The 15,629-nt window shown below is 39.0% G+C and carries 10 protein-coding genes; 5 read left to right on the forward strand and 5 right to left on the reverse strand.

Annotated features, from left to right (window positions below; genetic code table 11):
- The 4 genes from ACM0OS_RS16420 to ACM0OS_RS16435 form a co-directional block, all read right to left on the reverse strand.
- Positions 1-2,294 (reverse strand): substrate-binding domain-containing protein (locus tag ACM0OS_RS16420; RefSeq protein ID WP_414544265.1); only part of this gene is annotated, 2,294 nt, incomplete at its 3' end.
- Between the two features lie 266 nt (positions 2,295-2,560).
- Entirely contained in the window at positions 2,561-3,676 is a 1,116-nt protein-coding gene (locus ACM0OS_RS16425; RefSeq protein ID WP_414544266.1) for a precorrin-8X methylmutase, read from the reverse strand.
- Between the two features lie 15 nt (positions 3,677-3,691).
- Positions 3,692-5,239 (reverse strand): hypothetical protein, encoded by a 1,548-nt coding sequence (locus ACM0OS_RS16430; protein ID WP_414544267.1) that lies wholly within the window; start codon positions 5,237-5,239, stop codon positions 3,692-3,694.
- 407 nt (positions 5,240-5,646) lie between these two features.
- A complete protein-coding gene (locus ACM0OS_RS16435; RefSeq protein WP_414544268.1) occupies positions 5,647-6,645 on the reverse strand; it encodes a hypothetical protein in 999 nt (332 codons plus the stop codon).
- A 490-nt stretch (positions 6,646-7,135) separates the two neighbouring features.
- Between ACM0OS_RS16435 and ACM0OS_RS16440 the strand changes: the two genes are divergently transcribed.
- The 5 genes from ACM0OS_RS16440 to ACM0OS_RS16460 all read left to right on the forward strand — a co-directional run bounded on the left by ACM0OS_RS16440 (position 7,136) and on the right by ACM0OS_RS16460 (position 13,871).
- Positions 7,136-7,906, forward strand: a complete 771-nt coding sequence (locus ACM0OS_RS16440; protein WP_414544269.1) for a class I SAM-dependent methyltransferase — start codon at positions 7,136-7,138, stop codon at positions 7,904-7,906.
- Positions 7,903-8,628 carry a TenA family transcriptional regulator gene (locus ACM0OS_RS16445; protein WP_414544270.1) on the forward strand — a complete coding sequence of 242 codons (726 nt, stop codon included), beginning with the start codon at positions 7,903-7,905 and terminating at the stop codon, positions 8,626-8,628. Before ACM0OS_RS16440 ends, ACM0OS_RS16445 begins: the two co-directional genes overlap by 4 nt.
- Before the next feature lie 363 nt (positions 8,629-8,991).
- The gene (locus ACM0OS_RS16450; protein ID WP_414544271.1) at positions 8,992-9,543 is read left to right on the forward strand and encodes a heme NO-binding domain-containing protein; all 552 of its coding nucleotides are present in this window, start codon (positions 8,992-8,994) and stop codon (positions 9,541-9,543) included.
- A gap of 157 nt (positions 9,544-9,700) precedes the next feature.
- Entirely contained in the window at positions 9,701-11,149 is a 1,449-nt protein-coding gene (locus ACM0OS_RS16455; protein WP_414544272.1) for an ATP-binding protein, read from the forward strand.
- A gap of 529 nt (positions 11,150-11,678) precedes the next feature.
- Positions 11,679-13,871, forward strand: coding sequence for a sensor histidine kinase (locus ACM0OS_RS16460; protein WP_414544303.1), 2,193 nt, complete (start codon positions 11,679-11,681; stop codon positions 13,869-13,871).
- Positions 13,872-13,967: 96 nt separating this feature from the next.
- Here ACM0OS_RS16460 and ACM0OS_RS16465 read toward each other — a convergent pair whose 3' ends face one another.
- On the reverse strand, positions 13,968-15,590 hold the full coding sequence (locus tag ACM0OS_RS16465) for a beta strand repeat-containing protein (protein ID WP_414544273.1): 1,623 nt from the start codon (positions 15,588-15,590) through the stop codon (positions 13,968-13,970).
- Positions 15,591-15,629: the final 39 nt, after the last annotated feature.

Below are 15,629 nucleotides of genomic sequence, written 5' to 3' on the forward strand. Positions count from 1 at the left end.
CTGGCTTCACCAATGAACCAAGTAGCATAAGCCCATTCTGCATTGCGGGGTTTCAGTTGCAGACTACTTTCATCATTTACATTTAAGAAAACTTCATCGGTAGTATCTGTTGGGGGTGTATCAAGGACGCGCACTCTTGGGGAACGGGTAATTGTCACCCAGCGATCATCTGGTGTGACATATCCGACTTCGGCAATATAATCGCGTCCGCTTTGAGGAATTGCCACATAGATTTCTACTGCACCAGGTTCCAATTCGTAATGCTGGATAAATACTGGTGTTTGATTACTCAAATCCAACTCTGTGACATCATATAACCGCAATGCTAATTGAGAAATGCCACGCGTTTGTAATGATTGTTGGCAAGTTTCGCTAATATGCCAAGTTGCATATGCCCACTCGGCATTTCGGGGTTGGAGGGTAATATTCCTTTCGCCATCTACCTCTAGTAGCGGTTCATCCACCACACCTGTTGCCAAATCTTCTGTTTCCTCTGGCATTTCCAGAGGTTCCGCCTCATCGGCTACTCCATTCAATTTATCTTCAGGAATATCTGAGAATGTAGGTAGTGAATTATTGTTCTCATTTATAGGCGGTGTTACTTCGGGAATTATTTCCTGAGCATCACCTGTAGGCGGTTGTACTTCGGGAATTATTTCCTGATCATCATCTGTAGGCGGTTGGACTTCGGGAATTATTTCCTGAGAATCACTAAATTGTGTTGTATCATTACCATTTTCCATTTGTGATCCAACGCTACCCCCTGCTGTGACACCTCCAGCTACAGCCGTAATTTCATTAGTTTCATTCACAACTGACTGGTCTTGTTCTGGTGTCAAGTTACCAGCAACTTCGATATTCGGCTCCTCCGCAGGAACAGGGGCATCTGGCTGAGGAGGAACTTTAGGCACATCTGACATTTGGGGATAAGAAGTATTTACTACAGCCGCTGGTGCTTCTATATCCCAGGGAGACTCGCTTAAATCATAAGAATCTATTTCAGTATAATTACTTGAATTTATATTTTCGCTAATTACTTTATTGTCTGTACTTGTCTCAGTAACAGCAGAGGCGATCGCCGATCCGGTTCCTGCGCCGTTGTGGGATATTGTCTCTCCTATGGGTTGATTCCCTGGCAAAGACACAATGGTATTATCAGTTACTATTGGGGCTTGGTTTTCCGGTAGTGCTTCTGGCTGATTGCTAGCCTCAGTTGTCCACAGACGTGATCGGAAAATCCATGCTAGTAATCCGGCGATGACAGCAGTCGGCAACAGTAACCACCATAGTGGTATTTGTTCTGTCGGAATGGGAGTAGTTTCCGCAGGCTGTTGAGCAACAGGTTCCTCAACTGGTATAGGATCGGCTAAGAATAATGCTTGTGATTCACCTTTAGCGATCGCTTCGGCTTCAGCCGTTCTCCCTTCTGCTATGGCCGTTTGTCCTGGTGCTGCTAGGGTAAAACCAAGAAAACTGGCTACCTGTGGAGTAGGATTTTCTCTGTAAGCGTAAACTAAAGGCTGCGAAAAAAGATACTTGGGGTCATCGGGCAAAGTGTTATTTAAGGGAATGACTCGCACATTTGGCATTTGTAACACATGATTAGCCATTGCATAGCTAATGCCGTCATTTCCCAGTTGGGCGACGATTTCTGCGGTATTATCTTCGTCTATTTGGGTAGCATTAGCACCTGTAGCAAAACGAGCAACCTTGAAATCTGGATAAGTACGAAACGTATTGCGGGTATCACTTGTTGCGGGACGGTCAATAAACCGAATCGGGGCCGCAGGTGCGCCTAGTTGCGACCAATCTGTAATCCTCCCTCGGAAAATCCTAGCGAATTGCGTATCAGTTAAGCTACCCTGAAAAGGATTCTCTGCACCCACAATAATGGCCACCTTTTCACGGTGAATCACCACTTGTTCTAGACCTTGGGCTTGTTCTTGTGGAGTCAAGCCACGGGCCATGGCCACTATATCAACTGAGCCATCTAACAAACCTTGGAGGGCAGTATCAGTGCCATTAGCAGCAACCTCTACATTTGTGCCAGAAAACTGATTTTCAAAACCTCGTCTTAAACTTTGGTTGATTGCAGCCAAGTTCATGGAACCATCAATCCGCACCGTAGTCCCTTCTGCTACTGTTTCTGGTAGTGAAAAAGCGGGAGAGTTAGTGGCAGATTGTGCCAGCACGGGTGTAGACACAAACAGCGGTGCTGCCATAGGAGTAGTAGCTAAGGCCAGCAATAATGCCAGACTGACTATCGCACTATCTTTTCTTTCTTTTTGCCACATAATGCTCTTTATATCTTTATATCTAGGTACAGAAAGCTGGATGCTCTGAGACTTTATCTTTTGGTATAGCAGGAGACGCGCTAATTATACATCTGGTGTTAACTTTCTTCTAATTTTCTCTTGAAGAAGATTGTAAGGTAGCAAAAACACAGTAAAATTACCGTATTGAGGCAGAAAAAAGTTATAAAAGTTAATTATTTATTACGGGATTACCGCTAGTATAACTTTCGCGTAGTGTGTACGCAGCGCATACCGCAACTCGTTTCTCAATTAGCACCGTTAAGATAGCAGTGGCAATCTGGTTTATCAATCAATGACTCGACAAGGGCATTCAGGGTAGTAGCAGCTAGCAAGCCACCACCTAAAGTTCCTTCAACAGTGATGTAGGGGATATGTTGTTGCATAAGTCTGCGTTTGGCTGCGGGTGCATGACTAAAGCCAATGGGTAAGCCAATAATTAAGGCGGGTTGGATTTTTTGCTGTTGAATTGCGACACAGATTTCTAGTAACACTGAGGGAGCGTAACCAACTACTAATATGGAATCTTTGGTAATTTTCTGCACTGTTTCTTGCCATTGCTGATGTTGCCAAAATTCCTTTTCGGCTTCTGTGGCGGTGGTGATATGGGGGTTGTTAATTAAGGTGGTAACTTGGCAGCCTAAATGAGCTAATCTGGTTTGATCTAAGGCAGTGGCCACAGTGGGGATATCTACAAAAATATCACAGCCTGATTTCAAGGCATAACGACTAGCGGCGATCGCACTTTGACTCAACTTCACAAAAGACACTAAACTAACATCACCACAAGCTAAAACTAACTGGGCAATCAGGTGTTGTTCGATTTCCGAACGGTGAGATAAGTCTGGGAGTATGCGTTGCAGCGATTCTTGAAAAGATTCTGCATGATTATGAACTTCTGCATCCAAGCCACTCCAAAGTTGATCTAGTTCCCCTAACCCCACTTGGGTTTCTACTTCTAGTAATTTGAGTTGGGAAAGTACCTCGGCTTGGACAATTTGACAATGGCGATCGCGTCCTAGTAAGTTTTCTAAGGCTGATGCTGTTTGCCGCAGTTGGGATATTTGCTGCATCACCGCCCGATATTGCTGCTGGAGTTGTCCCATCAGATTTACGGTGGTGTCTGTTTCTGGTTCCACGTCTAAAATGTGGCGAATATGGTTGAGTTGGAACCCTTGGTTTTTCAGGGCGACGATACGCTGCAAACGAATGACATCTTTATCTGTGTACAGGCGGTAGTTACTAGGCGATCGCACTGGTTGTGGTAGTAGTCCTAATTCATGGTAATGTCTCACCATGCGCGGTGTTAAACTACCACCTACGGCATCAGTTAGTTCTTTAATTGTTAAGCAACCAGTATTCATGAGTGCTTCTCTATTTTAGACTTTATCTACCCAATATAGATAATATCGTTCATCATTGACCCAAGCTTTCTCAAAATTTTTGATCGGCGCAATATTTAATTCTTGCTGGCTTGCATTCAGTGGTTTATTTAAAATTAGCAAAATTTTGTTTTCATCTGGTTGATTTGTTAACAGAGAATTAATCTGTCTTAATATTTCCGCCTGTTCTACCTCTTGACGACCTGATTTAAAGAGTGTGAAGCTTCCCATTTTTTGCAGTTCTGGATAATACAGTTTGCGATCAAGATAACCCGATAATGCAGCCATGTTGGCATCTCTGCTAGCAACAATAAACTCATTGTCTAACTGAGCTTTTTGAATGTAATTAGCTGTTTCCCGACTAGCTGAAAATGGTATAAATAAATCTTTAATAAAAACAGAAATTCCACCGAAAAAATGTACATAAAGAATGATCATAAAAGCAATATGATGCCATCTTTCACCCAATTTGATTGTTTTTGGTTTGATGGAAAATTTATTGATTAAAAACGCAGAATCTTGATAATAACTCCCCAGCCATAAACCTGCTATGAGAATTAAATACAAATGCCCAAAATGTCGAGGCATTCCGGCAAATCTCAAGTATGTAAATGCCAGAATTACAGAATTACCTATAATATAGAAAAATAAGGCGAAAGGCTTTTTAGATAACTTGATGACAGTTAAAGCTGCAATAAATAAAGCAATAAAACCACAGACAATTAAGTCTAACCATCTTTTGTGTGTAGGAATTATTAAAAAATAACTACCAAATAATCTTCCTATACTTCTGAATAAATTACGCAAATCTAATTGATTCACCCAACCACTATTTAAGCCACCATGAAGATAACTATCTGCTGGTGGAGTAATAATATAAGCGGATAAAATAAAAGAGAATATGATAATTCCTGCACTTAAAAATAAATCATATTTCTGGCTTTGATTCAGATATTGATTGCGGTGTTCAATATCAAAACAAAATTCTACTAGTAAGGTTAATGCCAAACAAAATGCTACCAATAAGGCATAAGCACTACTATTAGCCAGTAAACCCAATAAAATTGCTAAGTAAATATAAGTTTTTTTTCTGGATGAAAAAACTGCACAAAACCCCCAAATAAACAACATACTAAAAGCATAATTGCGAGAAATTAAAAGATATTCATAAAACGGAAAAAAACCAAAAGAAAATAGAAATTTTTGCTGATAATTAAATGGGCTATATAAGCAAAAAAGAGTAACTGAGCTAATGGCGATCGCTAAGTGAAAAATTTGCATAATCACGGGATTATCGGCAATTCTTCTCAGCAATGCCAGACAAAAATACCACAGCAGAGGATGTCCTTCATATTTAATATTGGCAATCAAATCTCCAAAAGATTCACTATCTCTAACAATCAACCAAGGATTGAGTTCGTCTCGCCACATATCATGACTGAGAATACCTATTAAACCAAGTATAGAGAAAGCAATTATAATTAACCAAGAAACATTTAAAGATGACCTATTAATAGAATTAACTATTTTTTTGACTAGCATCATAAATTCAAAGTTTTTTAGTAATTAAAAGGATTATAGACTTGATGATGAAATAGGTTATAATATCCTAACAGTTGTTTGGTGCAAGCGGTATATTTTTGTATATAATCGAAAGTACTAATTATTTCATTACTTGGTGGTCGATGGTCAATCTTACTTCCTACTATTTTTTTGTACCAAAATTATATTCCGGACGCGTCTAACAGTCCCAATTGAATTAGAGTGGCAGCACCTAAAAAAGATGAACTATATGGGTAAATATTTGATGATGAGTTAGACCTTGCTTACGCCGTAAAGGTTGGGTAGAACGTAGTGAAACCCAACCTAAGCCTAAATTGATAAAAGCATTGAAAAATCAGGGTTTTAGATTTTTCTAAGCGCGATAGTGATTAAAGCGGGTTAGTAACTATTTAGTCAAACATTTTGACAAGACGATATCCTTTAGTATAAAGAGGAACTGGAGCTTTGATATTTTGTCTTGCCTTAGCTTGTTCCATCGTTTCATCAAATACAATTATGGTATCTTGACCTACCTTAAGCCAATTTTCGTAGGGTACGCTCATATCTTCTTCCACACCACCTATCCTAGGTGAAACCATTGCACGATAAGCTTCATTGAATTTTCTACGAAAGCGGAAATCTACTGATATTCTCAAACCTTCGGCTTTCCGTCTCACTGTTTGATGTAATCCACGAGCATCGTTAAAATACATCGTACCATGTTGTAGTTGTGCGTCTGTATATGACACAACCATAGGCACATCTCGACCTTCGTCAAAGTCTGACATCACCCGCATTGTCTGTAATTCCATTTCTCTAGGCATTTCACCCGCTTCAATGGTGATATTATCAATATCGCCAAATAAAGGTAAAACTACCACAGTTGCATCAGCGTGAACACCAGCCCACACATCGCTATGACACTTGGAACTAGCAAAGGGTAGACTCATTTTTTCGGCAGTAGTTTGGCCATAAACCATGCGGAGATTGACTGGTAAATCCACTGCATCAATTAAGTCATTTGCACCTAGTTGATAGAAAGCATCAGCTACACTCTTTTGAAACAGATTAAAGGCGAGAGCGTGTTCTCGTTTGGGCATTAAAAGACCAGTACCGGTGTAGTTGGGCAGAGTATTTCTGGCTTTCAGTAGTTGCTCAATCATTTCTGCTTCTGAGAGAATGATGGGACTATTGAGGCAAGCACAAATGTAACCAGCCGCAGCAACTCGGATGTGCTGGAATAATTCTGGTCTTAAAGTGTGTTCAAATAGCAACCTGTATTGCCGTCTTGTAGCAATTCTATCCGCAAGTTCATCAAAGAGGCGATCGCCTAGTTGAGAAAATGCGATCGCCTGTTCATACCCTAACTGAGCGCCTTGTGGTAATTCTGCTAATAGTTCCTGCATCATTGTCTTCTCTGAATTTTTTATAAAGTAGGCACATCACCCAATAACGGTGAATTCGTTTGTTGAGTAACATGAAAGCGGTTATTAAAAATTAGCAATTTTCCAACCATTTCTACTTCGTAAAAAATACTGCTTTTCAATTTTATATATCTTGTCGAAAAGTTTTTTAAATTGTATTTTTGATAAAATGCAGATAAATTGAAAAATAAAATAAAGTAAGTATTTATATTTTTTAAGCAAAACTTTGTAAACTTAAGCCCTATTTATTGTCTTTTTCTTGAAGAAAATAACAAGCTGGCATTAATCAGGTGGATACAATTGAGTAAAACTGTATATCTTGACGCTGCAATAATGCAGAAATTCAAAATCGGTAAAATCAACAATTGAAACACACATAAGGGGGTGTTAAAAAGTAAATAAGCAAAGGGTGCTTTTTTAGCAAACTTATTTCATTTTACCTAAACCAACCAAATATAAATAACTTGTTAAGAAAATGTCAATACTAAATGAGCAACTTTCAACGAAAAACTTATACAATCGCACAGCATCAGAATGGATTAGGGAAGAACCAATTTCTCTTTCAGACTTTACCGCGCGACCTTTTGTATTAAAACTGTGCGAACCTGTTGCTGATTTGAAAGTACTCGACTTGGGTTGTGGTGAAGGCTACTGTAGTCGAGAATTAAGCAAACGTGGGGCTGTACAGGTAAATGGATTAGACCTATCTCAAGGCATGATAGCCGCCGCGAGATCGCAAGAAATAGCAGAACCTTTAAATATTAATTATGAAGTAGGATGTGCTACCAATCTTCAACAATTTAATTCTGGTGAATTTGATTTAGTTGTGGCAGTCTTTTTGTTTAATTATTTGACAATTTCTCAAACCCAGGAATGTATGGCAGAAGTAGCACGTGTGCTGCGTCCTGGTGGTCGATTTGTATTCAGTATTCCTCACCCATCCTTTCCATATATGCGGGAAGCTGCATATCCATTTTATTTTCAAGTTGAAAATAAAGGCTATTTTAGCCAGCGAGATCAACAGTTTCCTGGTCGTATTTGGAAAAGAGATGGTTCTTCACTGAATGTGCAATTAATTCACAAAACTCTTGAGGATTATTTTCAAGCAATGAAGGGTGCTGGCTTCAATACGATGCCTGTTTTACAGGAATTACGTGTTACTCCAGAACATATTGCACTAGATGAATCATTTTTCAGTCCATTACTTGATCTACCTCTCCATTTAGCCATACAAGTAACACGATGACACAGACGACTTCTCTAATAAAAAATTCTTTCCAGGAAATCGCCGCTAATCATCCTTTGTGGAACCACGACTTTCTACATCGTTGTCGGACTGGAGATTTACTTCTACCAGATATACAGATTCTCGCTGTGCAGATGTACAAATTCTCTAAAGAATTTAATCGTATCTTAGCTGGTATTTTGTCTTGCTGTCCTGATGAAACTACTCAGTTAGTAATTTTGGAGAATCTCTTTGATGAAATGGGACAGGGAAATATTCATCAGTCCCATCCAGAGTTGTTTCGTCGATTTACCCGCGCTCTGGGTATTGACGACGATACTTTGGCAGCTTTACCCACTGCGCCAGAAACTCTGGCTTTAATTGAGACTTATTTGAAGATACCCCGTCAATATGGGTACATACCTGCATTAGCTGCTGTCTGTTATGCCTCTGAAGGGATTGTTAGCTCACTGTACACCCAACTATATCAAGGGATTGTGGATGCGGCTCCTTTGCCCAAAGAATCCCTCATCTTTTTTGAATTACATATTGATGTAGATGATAGTCATGCGGCAAAGTTAGCAGCCGTGATTGAACCCCGCATTAACCTGATTGACGAATTCGAGCAGATACAGTTAGCTATTACTGAAGCAATGGATGCCAGGACGGAATTTTTTAACGGTATTCAGCGTCAAATCTTTCATTATGGCTTTTCTCAGGATTCATGGCTCCTGTTTAAGTAAGTCTACAGGAGACTGAATCTAGATTTTGTGGTTGAAAATTTCCAACTAGGGCAGAAAGGGTTGATAGTTTGCCTCGTGCAGCTATTGCCCTGAATACAAACTTTTCATGATTGATGCTGACATACTCAAAGCATAGTTTTACATAAATCTAGATAGTATAAATACGGATGTCATTCTCTTGTTTTTGAGAATTAAAATACTAGTAGTTATTCTGATGGTTTTCTATTTTTTTCAGTTGTATATGTCAAAAAAATTCAGGTTTGACTTGAGAAACCCTGACTTTGACAACAATTGTTGGACAGTATGAATAAATTGAAAACTAACTTTTCCTAGCACACTTGGGTATAGTTCGAGGAGTTCTTTATGTATGGATTGGTAAACAAAGCGATTCACGATATGGTATGCAGTCGCTTTGGTGTAGAGATTTGGCAAGAAATTAAGCAGAAAGCTGAGGTAGATGCGGACGTTTTCCTCAGTATGGAGGGCTATCCTGATGATATTACCCACAGACTGGTAAAAGCTGCTAGTGTTGTGTTGAATTTATCCCCTTCAGCAATTATGCAAGCCTTTGGAGAATTTTGGGTGCAATACACATCCGAGGAAGGCTATGGCGAAATGATGGATATGAGTGGAGATACATTACGAGAGTTCCTCGAAAATCTAGATAATCTTCATGCTCGTGTAGGAGTAAGTTTTCCCCAACTTCAACCCCCATCATTTGAGTGCAGTGACGTAGAAGAAGATACTCTCAGCTTACACTATCGCTCTGATAGAGAGGGACTGGCTCCAATGGTGCTTGGTTTAGTGAAGGGATTAGGAACGAGATTTGATACAGAGGTGGAAATTACCCACACTCAGATTCGAGATGATGGTGCTGAACACGATGAATTTTTAGTGAAATATAAACCAAACTGAGTGCTAAGAGGATGTCTTAAAAGTATTCTTGTTAGTAGCAAAACGTTTTTGTTCGCGTAGCGTGCCGTAGGCAATCCCCCTAAATCCCCCTGAAAAATGGGGGATATGCGAGTGCTTAGAATCACGTACAACCACTTTTCAGGTACCCTGTAAGTCCATGATTCCTCCTCACCTTTGTCTTTCGCCAGACTTATTTGCGAAGGCCTTTCCATTTCACTTTGTATTTAACCGAAATCAAGAAATCTTACAAGCAGGTCATGTTTTAGTGCGAATTGGTTCTACATCCTTAGTCGGTAGCCAGATAGAGCAGCATTTCCATATTAATCGCCCTAATATTACTGTTGATTTTGATACTATTAACAAAAAGTCAAATTCGATTTTTATTTTGGAGTTTATTCATAATGGAATGTATCTTAAGGGACAGATGATTTATCAAGCAGAGCAAGAAGTCATTTTTTTTCTGGGTTCTCCTTGGATTACAGAAACGGCTAGTCTTGCTCCTCTGGGAATTAAATTGAAAGATTTTGCTATTCATGATCCAATTACTGATTTTCTTTTTTTATTACAAGCTAAAAATACTGCCTTAACTGATACAAAGAAACTAACTTTAGAACTAACTCAACAACGAGCAGAACTTCAAAAAACACTGAAGACCAAGGAAGATTTAACTAAAATTGCTCAAAGACAAGCTCAAACATTAGAAAAATCTTTTAGAGAATTACAACAAACTCAATCACAATTAATCCAAGCTGAAAAAATGTCGAGTTTGGGACAATTAGTTGCAGGAGTAGCTCATGAAATCAATAACCCAATTAACTTTATATACGGTAATTTGAATTACATTGATGATTATACTAAAGACTTGCTAAAGCTGATAAGACTTTATCAAAAATTTTATAAAAATACTGTTCCTGAAATTCAAGATTATATGCAATCTATTGAATTAGATTTTTTATTAGAAGATTTACCTAAAATAATTCATTCCATGCAAATAGGAACAGAGAGAATTGCGGAAATTGTGATTTCTTTGCGAAATTTTTCTCGTCTAGATGAAGCAGACAAAAAAAGAGTTGACATTCATCAAGGACTAGATAGTACTTTGTTGATTTTACAGCATCGACTGAAGGAAAAATCTGATTATTCAAGAATTGAAATAGTAAAAAAATATGGCAATATACCTTTAATAGATTGCTATCCTGGCAAACTCAATCAGGTGTTTATGAATATTATTAGTAATGCTATTGATGCTTTAGATAGTTATAATTGTCAGCGATCTATTGCAGATATTCAAGCTGAACCTAGTAGAATTACAATTACGACGGAAGTTTCGGAAAGTCCCTGTATTATGATCCGCATTAGTGATAATGGTTTGGGAATACCAGATGCCGTTAAACAGCGCATTTTTGATCCTTTCTTCACAACTAAGCCTGTGGGTAAAGGCACAGGATTGGGTTTATCAATTAGCTATCAAATTATAGTAGAAAAACACAAAGGAAAATTGAGTTGTGTATCAGAGTCTGGAAAGGGAACTGAGTTTTGCATTGAAATTCCTATATCGATGAATAGCCAATTAATTGATTACGTTATGTCGGTGCATAAGCAGTAAACCAAAAAGTGTTTCCAAAAGCTCTAACCACTATGGATATGGCAGATATCACCAACAAATGAGTAGAGGGAAGCAAGTATTATACAATACTCATTACATAAAAAATAGTTATCATATTTTATATAATTTCAAAATATCAAATGATCAACTTAGTGTACATTAGAGGAATTACCTTACATATATCTAAGTCAAGCTAAAGCTGGTACTCATTCATTTTATGCATACTCAACTTTATATGTAATTACAAAAAAAATGACAATTTTACTTTCGACGAACTAATCATAATTAATCATCATCTATACTATGTCTGTTAGTTAGAGAATTGTGTATTAAAAGGCATAGAAAAATATAAGTATTTTAGCGATCACTTTTTGGAGAAAAACTTTTTGGTTTACTGATTAAGCCTTTGTACTTAGATTTTGATGTTGATTGTATTTTAACTGTGGGAATACTAAGCCTATTCGTTGAGGAAGTTGAATTTGTGATTCAACTTCCTATGAAAAAGCCAGTTTATCCAGCAGTATTACAAATGAACCGATTGACAAATAAGCATAATACCCCAAAAGTTAAAGCTTTCCCATTACAGTTTGTACTGATTGTTCCTTTTTTATTACAAATTTTTGGCACAGTAACTTTGGTTGGTTACCTATCTTTCAAAAATGGACAGAAAGCTGTAAACAACCTAGCTGCACAATTAATGGAGCGAACCCGCACTAAGGTAGCTTTGCACCTGGATTCTTTTTTGTCTATTCCTCACAAAATTAACCAGCTAAATGCTGAGGCGATCGCAATGGGATTATTAGATGTGAGCGATCGCCAAACCATGAGCAAGTATTTCTGGAAACAAATGCAGGTGTATGATTTGTCTTACATCGGCTTTGGATTGACTACTGGTGAAGGAGGAGGAGCCGCTCGCTATGATGGCAAAACTCTGACAATTGATGATTGGAGTACTCAGTCGCCGAATAATGGTCACACTTACGCTACCGACAACCAAGGTAATCGTACTCATGTAACTGATATTTATGATTGGAATAACTTCCAAGAAAACTGGTATACACAACCAATGAAAGCAGGAAAAGCTATCTGGTCAAGAATTTATACTTGGAATTCTGCTAATACTCCCTATATTACTGCTTCTGCTGGTCGTCCTATTTATGACACCCAAAATCGTTTACTGGGAATGGTTGGCGCAGATATTCATCTCTTAAAGTTGAGCGAGTTTTTACAGCGTTTAGATATAAGTTCTACTGGTAAAATTTTCATTTTAGAGCGTAATGGACTGCTAATTGCTAACTCTGGAACTGAAAAACCTTTTGTTGTCGTCAAGGATGAAATTCAGAGGTTACACGCTACAGATAGCCCTGATGCGGCTATTCAAGGTATTGCCAAAAATATTCAGCATACTTTTAATGATTTCCAGTCAATTACCGAACCGCAAAAACTACAACTACATTGGCAAGGAGAAACTCATTATGTAAATATCCTTCCTTGGCGTGACCAGTATGGACTTGATTGGTTGGTGGTAATCACTCTACCAGAACAAGTTTTCATGTCCCAAATCAATGCTAATACCCAGATGACAATTTTGTTGTGTTTAGGAGCATTAGCGATCGCCAGTATTATGGGTTACTTTACCACCCGTCGCATTGCTCGCCTAATTTTGCGAATTAACCAAGCTAGTCAAGCAATGGCATCTGGTAATTTAGACCAAACAGTAGAGTTAACTAAAATTTGGGAACTCAACACACTTGCTCTTTCTTTTAATTATATGGCAGAGCAATTGCGCGAATCTTTTGCCGCATTAGAAAGCAGTAAGACAGAATTAGAAGACAGAGTAGAAGAACGCACGACTGAACTCAAAAAAGCCTTTGGCGAGTTGCAGCGTAGCCAAGCACAAGTAATTCAAAGTGAAAAAATGTCTAGCCTGGGTCAATTAGTTGCAGGTATAGCTCACGAAATTAATAATCCTGTCAACTTTATCCACGGCAATATTACTCATCTGAGCGCATATACACAAGATTTACTGCGGATGATTCAACTTTATCAAGAACGCCATCCTAGTAATGACTTAGAAATTCAAGAACTGGCAGCAGAAATTGATTTAGATTTTTTAATTGAAGACTTACAAAAAATGCTAACTTCCATGAAAATGGGGACAGATCGCATTCGTAATATTGTGCTATCATTGCGTAATTTTTCCCGCATGGATGAAGCAGAATTTAAAGCAGTTGATATTCATGAAGGAATTGAAAGTACACTGCTGATTTTGCAACATCGTCTGAAAGGAAAACCAGAATTTCCGGCAATTCAAGTAATACGTGATTATGATAATTTGCCAGAAGTGGAATGCTATCCTGGGCAACTTAATCAAGTATTTATGAATATTTTGGTCAATGCAATGGATGCTTTAGAGGAAGCAAATTCTCAAGAAAAACATTCCAATCTGATTACTATTCGTACTTCTATGATCAATAATTCCCAATGGGTAGAAATAGCGATCGCAGATAATGGAACGGGTATGCCAGACAAGGTGAAAAACCATATTTTCGATCCTTTCTTTACAACCAAACCTATAGGTAAGGGTACGGGGATGGGTATGGCAATTAGTTATCAAATTATTACCGAAAAACACGGTGGCAAGTTGGAGTGTGTTTCGATTTTGGGTAAAGGGACAGAGTTTGTGATTCAAGTGCCTATTAAACAGCAGGTTGCAGAATGATTTTAAACGCAGAGATAAGATCGCCTGAAAGTATGTTGTAGGCGATCGCATTATCCTATTTGATATAAGTGCCTTATTTAACCCGTCAAACTCGCGTTAAACAAGAATGTTTCCACCAGATAGTATCCGTTCAATACTACTGACTGATAAGACATTCGCACTAGCACTATTCATAATCTGGAACCAGCCATCAACATCAGGTGTGCCAATGGTGTAGGTGCCACTACCAAGAACCGGCAGGATTAGCGTATCGAAGCCTTTACCACCATCCAACTTGGCAGTCCCAAATCCCACATCAAAGATGTCGTTTCCATTCCCTGCATTGATGAAGATATTGGCAATAGCTCCATCCTGATTGGCACTTTCAATGGGATTGTCTTGAGCGTCTAAACCGGTAATGATTCTTGCTTTGAAATAATCGTTACCTGCTCCACCATCAATACCAACAAACTCTACCCCATTACCTTCTATACCTACAGTAGTGCCGTAGCCACTAATCTCGTCTCTGCCGTTACCTGCGTCAACGCGGCCCGTATTGTAGATACCGACTCCAAGTCCATCTGCGGCAGAATTACCTAAACCACCAACACCAATTCCCTTGATGACATCATTTCCATTGCCACCGTTGATGTCGGAACTGTTAGAAATACCTATACCATCACCACCAGGGACTTCATCGCTTCTACCGTTACCTCCTTTGCCAATACCAAGAATTAAATCGTCTCCATTTCCAGCACTAATAATGCCCGCGTTAGAGATGCCAATGCCTTGGCCACCCATGTCAGAGATATGTCTTTCCACATAGGTACTTCCTTCACCGCCTGTTCCCATGCCGATAATATGGTCTTTTCCTGCATCCCCATTGATTTGGCCTGTATTAGAGATGCCGATGCCATCTCCTCCCATACCATAGATGCTAAGATTGCCATCACCTATGCCGATGATAGAATCATTTCCTGCACCGCCATTGATAGTGCCACTATTTGAGATCCCAATGGCATCTCCTCCAGCGCCTTCTCCTATACCTATGCCTTTGATCTCGTCATTGCCTGCATCTGCGTTAATCTTGCCTTGATTGAAGATACCGATACCGTCGTCACCTCTACCTATACCAAGGATAGAATCATTTCCTGACCCAGCATTGATGATGCCTGCGATACTGTTGAAGATGCCTGTTCCTTCCGTTGAGTTCCGGTAGATACCGGCGCCCTGACCTGTGCTGATGATGGTATCATTTCCCGAACCAGTATTGATGGTGCCGCTATTAGAGATACCAGTTCCGCCTGAATAATCACCATAACCTTCACCGTTAATACTGTCATTTCCCGAATCAGTATTGATAGTGCCAATATTGGAGATCCCAATTCCGGCTGCATAATTACCCCAACCTTTACCATTAATACTGTCATTTCCTGAACCAGCATTGATGATGCCAATATTGGAGATACCAATTCCCTGTGAATACAAACCCTCACCCTCACCATTAATACTGTCATTTCCCGAACCAGTATTGATGATGCCTCTATTGGAGATCCCAATTACATCTGCATAATTATCATAATTACCATAACCTTTCCCATTGAGGGTATCGTTTTTTGAACCAGTATTGATGATGACATTGGTTGCAACTTCAATGCCGATATTCATGTCCAATTCTTCAATTAATTCATCTTGATTATATTTTTTGAGGTTCTGAGAAGCGCCTTTCTGGTTACGCATAGAAATTCATCCTTATATTTTAGTGGTGTTCATTACTGA

The sequence above is a fragment of the Nostoc sp. CCY0012 genome, from assembly GCF_963920855.1.
Classification (GTDB): domain Bacteria; phylum Cyanobacteriota; class Cyanobacteriia; order Cyanobacteriales; family Nostocaceae; genus Cyanocohniella.